This is a genomic window from Sporosarcina sp. Y838 (assembly GCF_056786515.1).
Genome location: NZ_JBXCJD010000037.1, coordinates 1 through 8,236, shown reverse-complemented (window position 1 = coordinate 8,236; position 8,236 = coordinate 1). Strand labels below are relative to the sequence as shown.

General features: G+C 32.9%; 11 protein-coding genes. 9 read left to right on the top strand and 2 right to left on the bottom strand.

Annotated features, from left to right (window positions below; genetic code table 11):
- Positions 1-210 precede the first annotated feature (210 nt).
- Positions 211-954, top strand: coding sequence for a class I SAM-dependent methyltransferase (locus tag AC1TO4_RS19620; protein WP_482106687.1), 744 nt, complete (start codon positions 211-213; stop codon positions 952-954).
- A gap of 276 nt (positions 955-1,230) precedes the next feature.
- Here AC1TO4_RS19620 and istB read toward each other — a convergent pair whose 3' ends face one another.
- Positions 1,231-2,004, bottom strand: coding sequence for an IS21-like element helper ATPase IstB (gene istB / locus AC1TO4_RS19615; RefSeq protein ID WP_482106689.1), 774 nt, complete (start codon positions 2,002-2,004; stop codon positions 1,231-1,233).
- Between the two features lie 108 nt (positions 2,005-2,112).
- On the bottom strand, positions 2,113-2,307 hold the full coding sequence (locus AC1TO4_RS19610) for a helix-turn-helix domain-containing protein (RefSeq protein WP_482106686.1): 195 nt from the start codon (positions 2,305-2,307) through the stop codon (positions 2,113-2,115).
- A 102-nt stretch (positions 2,308-2,409) separates the two neighbouring features.
- On the opposite strand from AC1TO4_RS19610, the gene AC1TO4_RS19605 reads away from it, so the two are divergent.
- From AC1TO4_RS19605 to AC1TO4_RS19570, 8 genes are all read left to right on the top strand, one after another.
- Complete coding sequence (locus AC1TO4_RS19605) at positions 2,410-2,898, top strand: DinB family protein (protein ID WP_482106685.1); 489 nt, start codon at positions 2,410-2,412, stop codon at positions 2,896-2,898.
- Between the two features lie 172 nt (positions 2,899-3,070).
- On the top strand, positions 3,071-3,814 hold the full coding sequence (locus tag AC1TO4_RS19600; RefSeq protein WP_482106688.1) for an amidohydrolase family protein: 744 nt from the start codon (positions 3,071-3,073) through the stop codon (positions 3,812-3,814).
- A gap of 692 nt (positions 3,815-4,506) precedes the next feature.
- A complete protein-coding gene (locus AC1TO4_RS19595) occupies positions 4,507-4,947 on the top strand; it encodes a GNAT family N-acetyltransferase (protein WP_482106684.1) in 441 nt (146 codons plus the stop codon).
- A gap of 159 nt (positions 4,948-5,106) precedes the next feature.
- On the top strand, positions 5,107-5,676 hold the full coding sequence (locus AC1TO4_RS19590; protein ID WP_482106683.1) for a GNAT family N-acetyltransferase: 570 nt from the start codon (positions 5,107-5,109) through the stop codon (positions 5,674-5,676).
- A gap of 225 nt (positions 5,677-5,901) precedes the next feature.
- Complete coding sequence (locus AC1TO4_RS19585) at positions 5,902-6,456, top strand: GNAT family N-acetyltransferase (protein WP_482106682.1); 555 nt, start codon at positions 5,902-5,904, stop codon at positions 6,454-6,456.
- Positions 6,457-6,632: 176 nt separating this feature from the next.
- Positions 6,633-7,166, top strand: coding sequence for a dihydrofolate reductase family protein (locus tag AC1TO4_RS19580; RefSeq protein ID WP_482106681.1), 534 nt, complete (start codon positions 6,633-6,635; stop codon positions 7,164-7,166).
- Positions 7,167-7,269: 103 nt separating this feature from the next.
- Positions 7,270-7,524: a hypothetical protein gene (locus tag AC1TO4_RS19575; protein ID WP_482106680.1), complete on the top strand. Its 255-nt coding sequence runs from the start codon at positions 7,270-7,272 to the stop codon at positions 7,522-7,524.
- Between the two features lie 225 nt (positions 7,525-7,749).
- Complete coding sequence (locus AC1TO4_RS19570) at positions 7,750-8,037, top strand: hypothetical protein (RefSeq protein WP_482106679.1); 288 nt, start codon at positions 7,750-7,752, stop codon at positions 8,035-8,037.
- Positions 8,038-8,236: the final 199 nt, after the last annotated feature.

Here is an 8,236-nt window from a genome sequence, read left to right as displayed (position 1 = left end):
AACGGTTTAAAAAAGTATATCCAAAATAAAGTAGTTAAATTACTTTAGAGTCTTTGGGTAGATTAGTTCATATTAGGACAGCTATTCAACTAACGGGGCAGGTTAGTTGAAGAGTGTTGTTTAACTTGTGTTCAACAATCGGGCCAGATTGTTAAGTTAATAAAAAAAGATTTTAATAAGCGAAGAATAAAACTATTGGGGGAAATTACCTTGGAAGAATATTATGGGGAACTTTGTACGCAAATTTATGAAACAAATAAGTCTATTGCAGGTGAAAATGAACTTGAGTTTTATCTATCTTTTGTTAAGGATGAAGATTTTCAAGTCTTAGAACCAATGTGCGGAAATGGCAGAATGCTTATTCCTTTATTGGAAAAAGGGATTGATATTGAAGGCTTTGATATTTCTGAAGAAATGCTTAGTTTATGTAGAATAAAAGGTCAGAATTTAAATCTTGAGCCAAATATATTTCATTGTAGACTAGAAGAGTTTAAGAGCGATAAAAATTATGATTTAGTTATGATACCATTTGGTTCTTTTTCACTTATGCCGGATGAATTAGTGAAAGATAGTCTTTCTAACATGAGAAATGTACTGAAAGAAGGCGGAAAGATACTTTTAACTGTTATGACAAACAAGGGGCCAGTAGAAGAGATATCTGATTGGATTGAAACAAATAGACAATATATTGGCGACAATGAAATTATTGAATATAAAAAAATGGATTTTGACCCTAGAAGTAAAATGCTAAATACTAAACTGAAATATCATCTAGTTAAAAATGGTCAAATAGAGAAAGAAGAAATAATGGACTTTCCCGTTCGCCTTTATGAAAACGGGGAATTCGAAAATGTCTTGAAATCTAATGGCTTCAAGGATTTTATTCGTCATGAAGTTGCAAATGGATATGGTGTAGGAAATTCGTTTCAAGTATTTGAGTGTGCAATATATTGACGTAGATCCAAGCGTCTCTGTTCTTATTGAAATAACGGGTGCTTTACTTGAAGATCGTTGAGCTGCTTAGATGGCTCTTTTTTCTTGTTCAACTAAAGGCGAAGGTTACTTCAATAAAATAGGGGTTTTAGTGACAAGAGCTAATTCTTATTGATATAAACAATTGTATATGGGAGTGTTTACATTGATAATTTTTTTTGAATATAACTGGCAAGTTGTAACCGTCAAGTAGAATTAAACAGTTTTCCACAAATAAGTTTCAACAGTTTTCACCAATTAAGATTCAACAGTTAGATTTTGAAACAATGCCTTTCTATATTTCATTCGAATACTATCAGCCTCCTTGTCAAAGGTGATAATTTCACTACGATGCAGTAATCGATCTAATATTGCGGTTGTGAGAGTGGGGTCTCCTAAAAACTTTCCCCACTCTCCTGGTCCCTTATTAGAGGTTAAAATAAATGCTGATTTATCGTATAAATCATAGATAAACTGAAAGAATAAGTTTGCTTCTTGCGCCTCATACGCCATGTACATCACATCATCTATAATTATTAAATCTGATGTGGCGATACGCTTATAACGCGTCTTTGACTTACTGATATACTCTTTCGTTTTTAAGATATACATGAGCTGGCTCATGGAGATGAAGGATACTTGATATCCTTTTTCTACCGCATGTATACCCAAAGCGATAGACAGATGCGTTTTACCAGCGCCCGTCGGGCCCATCATTATTAATGTGAAATATTCCTCAATCCAATTCAATTCTTTCAAAACATTGAGTTGCTTTTCCCCAATTGCCGTTTGTTCCTTCAAGTCATATTCTTCAAATGTCAGTTTCTCAGGAAACTCAGCCCATTTCATCAATCTTTCGTTGTTCTTCTGCTCCCTACAACCCATTTCGTAACTTAATATTTCATGTATGAATTCATGGTAAGTCCAGTTCTTAGCCTCTGCTTCCCGCATTAAGCTTGGTAATTCTTTGGCCGTCTCAGCGAGACGTAAGGCTCGACACTTGTCTTGTAGAAGTTCAAATGGTTGTGTCATAATACGAACTGTATTTTCTGCAACTTCTTTAAAGTTGAATTTCTCCTCCAACCAATCATAAATTTGTGCCCCTGACAAATCAGGATGTTCACGCAGCCATTCAAGTATTTAATCGTGAAATACATCTAATTTTTTCTCCCTAGTTCGTAAAGAACTTAGAAATTCTTCAAATTCATCAGTTGTCATATTCAAGTATTGAATAACAGTATTCCTAGAAACCTTCAACTTTTTAGCAATAGCACTTTTTGAGAATCCCTCATTATATAACCGATGGATTTCCACATAATTCATAAATCTGTTCACTCCTAATTCCTCACCTTCAATAGACTACTATTAGTATATTGAAAATGATTAGTTTTTTGAGGAACTGTTTAATCTTATTTGTGGAATTCTGTTGATTTCTATTTGTGGAAAACTGTTAACTCTAGTTTAGCGTTTACACAAGTAAGAGACGAATGGTTTGAATGGTGTAATCAACTATCAAATGAAGAGTTGATAAAAGGCAGAACTGGAGGAGTAGGAAGTATTTTATACACCCTTTTTCATATTATTGATGTGGAATATAGTTGGCTTCGTGGTATTCAAGGTAAAGAAGATGTAGTAGTAGCTCAGTTTGCTGATTATAATACACTTGATAAAGTTAAATCTCTCTCAGATACATTCCGAAAAGAAATAGCTGACTTTATAAAATCGGATTTAAATGAATTAAAAAAGGAACATGTGAGTATCCCTTGGGATGAAGATAAATATACTGTTGATGAAATATTACACCATATAATTACTCACGAAATACATCACATTGGTCAACTTTCTGTTTGGGCAAGAGAATTAGAAATAAGCCCTGTATCTGCTAACTTTATTGGAAGAGAGTTAAAACCTGTCTATTCTTATTGAAGTAACGGGTGCATTAGTAAAAAATCATAGGGTTGCCAGAGGTAACCCTTTTTCTTATTGAACTATCGGGGGAGAATAGTGCAATAATATAAACTTATGACTTTGTATTAATAACCCATAGTTTCATTTATGAGGTATATTTGTTATGTTAAGTAAAGAAAGGGGAATTGAAATGAGAATTATTGATGCACATTTTCATATTATTGATTTTGATTTTCCAATCATCGAAAACCAAGGATATTTGCCACCCAGCTATGTTGTAGAAGATTATCAAAATGAAACTGCTGATTTAAATGTATTAGGTGGGGCGATTGTATCGGGGTCATTCCAAGGATTTGACCAAGAATATTTATTAAAGGCCCTTAAACAAATGGGTTCAACATTTTGTGGCGTAACGCAATTACCTTTTACGGCGACGGACGAAGAGATTTTAAATTTAAATAAAAATGGGGTAAAAGCATTACGTTTTAATATAAAACGAGGCGGTTCAGAAGATTTATCGATGCTCGATTACTTTGCTAGAAGAGTTTATGATCTAGTAGGGTGGCATAGTGAACTTTACATTGATGCAAAAGAGTTACCCGAAATTGCATCAACTATTGAAAAATTACCTGCTATATCAATTGACCATTTAGGATTGTCTGAAGAAGGATTACCACGTTTATTAAAGCTGGTGGATAAAGGTATTCGAGTTAAAGCCACTGGATTTGGTCGTGTAGAATTGAATATCGAGAATGCCTTAAAATCTATTTATAAAATTAACCCAGACGCTCTTATGTTCGGAACAGATTTACCATCTACAAGGGCAAAAAGACCTTTTAAGTATGCAGACATTGAATTGATTCAGCATCTATTTGATGAAAAAGCTACAGATAAGATTTTGTACACGAATGCATTAAAATGGTATTTTAAGTAATTCAATTTTCATTAGATTTAGAATGAAAATTGTAAATATTGTGAGTGAGTACACTTAAATTAAAGGAACTTTTTGACCTCCTTTTTTTGTCGGGGCAAATTGATTTCATGGAGCTAATCCAATTTACTGTTTAACTAACTGACAGAATAATTAGGGGATATGGTAAATTGAGATAAGGAGCTAACCATATTGAAAAAGTATTTTGTGTTTATAATTAGTTTCGTAATAATATTTATGGCATTTCAAATAATGTCAGGTTTGATTCTTACTGCTTCTTATACTCCCGATTTGTCTTCGATAGGGGGTAATTTAAGTCGAGAAGTAGAGTTTGGGACGACTTCAATTCCATTACTGTTTACTTTGCTAACTGCTACATTAGCTTATTTTCTCTCTCAAAAGAAATTTAGAATCTCTAAGAATTAAATAAACTAACAGGTACTTAGTTTAAGAATCGGCTGCCTTTCATGGCAGCTTTTCTTATTGAGTAATGGTTTTGGTAATAGAGTAGAGATTATCAAAGAAATATGAAATTTACTTTGTTATTCAACTAACGGATAGCTTTAGTGAAAGAACATTGGGTTTAGGCAGCTCTTTTTTCTTATTCAACTAAAGCGGCAGTTTAGTTGAAGGGTAAAATTTACAATAATTTTCGGTGTAATTTGAGAGAAATCTAAAATTGGGGGAATTGAATTATGGCGAAATCTACATTAGAAACAATATCTGAGTTAACAAATACCAAGCAGTGGTTAGATGCTTTTCCTATTATGAAACAATTAAGAACTGATTTAACAGAAGAAACATACATAGAGTTACTTCAAGATATGAGTAAAGATGGATACAAGCTATTCGCAATGTACGCTGAAGATGAAATAGTTTCATTAGTTGGATTGAGTTGGAGAATAAACTTTTATAATAAGCGTCATATTTTCATTTATGATCTAGTAACTGATGTGTCTCAACGGTCATTTGGTTATGGAGAGAAATTGTTAAAGTACATACATTATTGGGCTATTGAAAATGGGGCAGAGTATGTAGCATTAGAGTCAGGTTTACAAAGAAGTGATGCACACCGATTTTATGAAGATAAATTGGAATATGACAAATGGTGTTATTCCTTTAGGAAAACATTGTAATTCGATGTTAACCTTTAATTATTATTTTTTACTCAACTAACGGGTGTTTTACTTCTATTAGGGGTTAAGCACCCTTATCTTCTTCAACTAAAGGGCAGGTTAGTTGAAGAAGATAACTGATAATACGGGGAAATGTATAAATAATGGAGTGTGAGTGTAATGATATATTTAGGTCATAAACCCCTAATAGAGGGGGAGAAAGTTGTTCTCAGACCTTTTATAGATGAAGATTTTCCTTATATAGAGGAATGCTTAAAGGATTCTGAAGTAATAAAACTGACAGGGAGCACTTCGGATTTTGATAAGGAATCAATTCTCCATTGGTACAATACAAGAAATGAACAAACCGATCGCTTGGATCTGGCTATTGTTGACCAATCCCAAGGTATCTTAGTGGGAGAAATAGTAGTCAATTTATATGATGAAAAAAATCATAGTATGAATTTTAGGATACTTATTGGATCAAGGGGAAGAAATCGTGGATTAGGAACTGAAGCAACTCAACTCATGATTGATTATCTATTTAAAAACACTACACTTAACCAACTTACCTTAAGTGTTTTTGACTTCAATCCAAGGGCTAAGTATGTATATGAAAAGGTTGGCTTTGTTATAGATAGTATTGATGAAAACAATCTAGAATATGAAGGAGAATGGATAGATTCTATCAATATGAATTTGACAAAAGAAAATTGGCTGAACAGGGAAAATCCATTAAGAAATTCTTGAACAGGGTGCTTTTCTTTAATATCGCTATGCCGCAATCGGGCGCGATTGTTTAAAAAGCGTCTCTGTTCTTATTAAACTAACGGGTGCTTTACTTCAATTAGGGGTGTTAAGCACTCTTTTCTAATTCAACTAAAGCAGCAGTTTACTTGAAGAACAGTGATGTCCTCTAATATTCAAGTAATGGCGGGTACTACAAAATGAATAATATTTAGGGAGAGGTTTATTGTGGTAGAAGTAAGTGCATTTCCTATACTTGAAACAGATAGGTTGATTTTAAGACAAGTAACACAAGATGATGCAAACAGTCTTCTAAAGTATTTGTCTGATAAAGACGTAATGAAGTACGTTGGTTTAGAACCATTTAAGTCCATTGATGACGTATTGGATGAGATTTCGTGGTATAAATCAATATTTGAAAAGAGAACAGGAATAAGATGGGGGATTACGTTGAAGGGGCAAGGGGAGGTAATTGGTAGTTGTGGATTTCTTAACTTGGTTTCACAGCATTATCGTTCTGAAATTGGTGTTGAGTTAAGTGGAGAACACTGGGGGAAAGGAATAGCAAGTGAGGCTTTTGAAGCTGTTATTAGATATGGATTTGAACAGATGAATTTACAACGAATAGAAGCGTTAATAGAACCTACTAATAAACCGTCACAAAAATTAGCTGAAAAAAAGGGGTTTATTAGAGAAGGACTTTTGAGGAATTATGAGTTTACCTGCGGGGAATTTGATGATTTATATATGTATTCATTGTTAAATCAAGACTTCAATCAATAATTTTAGATTGTGAGTTATTACACTTAAAGTAACGGATGCTTTAGTAAAAAATCATGGGGTTGCCAGAAGTAACTTTTTTTCTTATTGAACTAATGGGCAGATTAGTTGAAGAGTAGAAAAATATTGCTGCAATGAATAAGAACGTACATTCCGTTTGTTTTTATAAGGAGGATATTATGAGTAAAAAACGAAATTTGGTCTTGTATATTGCTGCGAGTTTAGATGGGTATATAGCTACGGAAGACGAGTCTTTAGAATGGCTATTTAATGTTGAAGGTGAAGGTGATAACGGATATTCAGAGTTTTATGAGACAGTAGATACAGTTTTAATGGGTAATAAAACTTATGATTGGATAATAAGACACGAAACAGGGGAATTCCCATATAAAAATAAAGAGTGTTATGTATTTACAAGATCTTCAATTGAAGATACCGAAGATGTCAAATTTATTAATGATGACATAGTTAGTGTTACTAATAAATTGAAGAATCAAGAAGGAAGAAACATTTGGATTGTTGGTGGAGGGGAATTGTTACAATATTTCATGAAAGAAAAATTAGTTGATGAAATTATTTTAACAGTGGCTCCAACTATTATAGGGAAAGGAATTCCGTTATTTAAAAAAGGAGATTATCAATTAGACCTTACGTTGAAAGGAACTAGGAACTTCAATCAATTTGTGGAATTACATTATGGCGTTAAAAATTAAAAAATAGCTTTTTCAACAAACGGAGCAGGTTAGTGTAACAAGTTAATTGGAATTCCAATTCTTGCTTTATGTATACTTGGGTTGCCCTGAAAGGAGGTACATAATGATTAACAAGGCTTTATTAATTTCATTTTCACTACAAATTCTCTTTTTTCTATTGTTTTTTAGTACCGCACTGGCAAGGTTACCTGAGCCAATTCCTACAGTTTTTAGTTTACTAATTGCTTTCATAGGTTTAATTGTTTCCGTAATTTCAATTATTAAAGGGAATAGATTTAAGTTGGCTATAACAGTATTAGGAATATCACTTTTGATATTTTTGATGGTTGTATTTGCAATTTTATTATCAGGAATGTAATGCTTTTTTTACTAACGGGTGCTTTACTTCATTTAGGGGTTAGACACCCTTTTCTTCTTCAACTAAAGAAGCAGGTTTGTTCAATAAGAAATCACAAAAGGAAGAGCATTTACTATAAAATAGGATTTGATGTATTAATGTCTAATAAAAAAGTAATACAAAAAATTGAGATGATGCACATTAGTATTATTACACGACAAAAATAAAAATATATGGAGGTTAGTAATGTTATTTATGATATTTGGGGTTATTGCAATAGTAGCAACTTTTATAAATCTTTATATGTATAAAGCAGGAAAGGATTATAAGCTTGCTATGGCGATGGGATTATCATTTACAGCATTAACACTTTGTGCAGAATACAGTCTTGTATCGGTGTGGGTAGAAGTAGAAGATTGGTCAGCTTTAGGGGATGTAGTACCTGGTATGGAAAGGGCATTATGGTTTTTGACAATTATTTCTATCTTACTAAATATAGCACCTATACTTTTAGAACTAAAAGGTAAGAAATAAATACTTATTGTCACATCATTTAAATAATATGCAATTAATGTGTAAGTCTTTATGTATAACTAACGGTGCTTTAGTGTAACAACAGTATTGCTTTTCTTGTTAAACTAACGGGGCAGCATTCCTGTTTGAAGGATGTTCCGGGTCTTGAAAGAAAAAAAGCCCTCTAGTATGATGTGGGTGTCAACGACCATTGACCCAT